Origin of the sequence: Bradyrhizobium jicamae (genome assembly GCF_001440395.1) — a bacterium.
In the GTDB taxonomy this organism is placed as follows: domain Bacteria; phylum Pseudomonadota; class Alphaproteobacteria; order Rhizobiales; family Xanthobacteraceae; genus Bradyrhizobium; species Bradyrhizobium jicamae.
The window spans coordinates 89402-90191 of sequence record NZ_LLXZ01000057.1; the positions used below are offsets into that span (position 1 = coordinate 89402).

Consider the following 790-nt stretch of genomic DNA (forward strand, 5'->3'; position numbering starts at 1 on the left):
CCCGAGCCGGGCGCGCATGTCGACCACGGTGACGATGCGGCCGCGCAGATTGAGCACGCCGGCGATCTCGGCGGAGGCCAGCGGCACCCGCGTCAGCCGCTCCGGCATGAACACGTCCTGCACCCGCGAGATCGGCAGGCCGAACAATTGGCCCCCGATCACGGCGGTGACGTATTCGGCCACGGTGCCCTCGATGGTGTCGGTCTTGGTCGTTGTCATGGTCTTGCTTCCTTAGGCCTTACGCCGCTTTCCGATCCTCGGCGGTCTGTTCCTTCAGCGCCGCGATCAGGCCGGGACGGTCGAACTTGGCGACGTAATCGTGGAAGCCGGCCTGCCGGCCGCGCTCGATCGCCGCCGGCGACACCAGCGAGGACAGCGCGATGATCGGCATCGTGCTCAGATTGTGGTCGGCGCGGATCGTCTCGGCGAACTCGAAGCCGTTCATGTCGGGCATTTCGATGTCGGTCAGCACCACGTCGAAGGTCTGGCTCGAGCGCAGCGCGGCGAGGCCCTCCTGCGCGTTGACCGCGACCCGCACCTTGTAGCCGGCGGCCTTCAGGACCGGCGCCAGCATGTTGCGGAAAAACGCCGAGTCGTCGACCAGCAGCACCGACTGCGCCGTCGACGACGCCCGCATCTCCTTGCGCGAGAACCAGTCGGCAAACGCCATCGGCAGGAAGTGGCCGACGTCGATCACCTCGGTGGCCTGGCCCTTGATCACGGCGGAACCGAGGATGCCCTCCTGCTGGCCGGCGACCTCGATGTGCAGCCGCTCCTCGACGATGTCGAT

2 protein-coding genes are annotated in these 790 nt (G+C 67.3%); both read right to left on the reverse strand.

Translation table 11 applies throughout. The features are described from left to right. A partial coding sequence (locus tag CQ12_RS09245; RefSeq protein ID WP_198164104.1) for a chemotaxis protein CheW occupies positions 1–219 on the reverse strand: 219 nt, incomplete at its 3' end. A gap of 19 nt (positions 220–238) precedes the next feature. Continuing rightward, on the reverse strand, positions 239–790 hold a 552-nt coding region (locus tag CQ12_RS42030; RefSeq protein ID WP_157088090.1), incomplete at its 5' end, for a response regulator.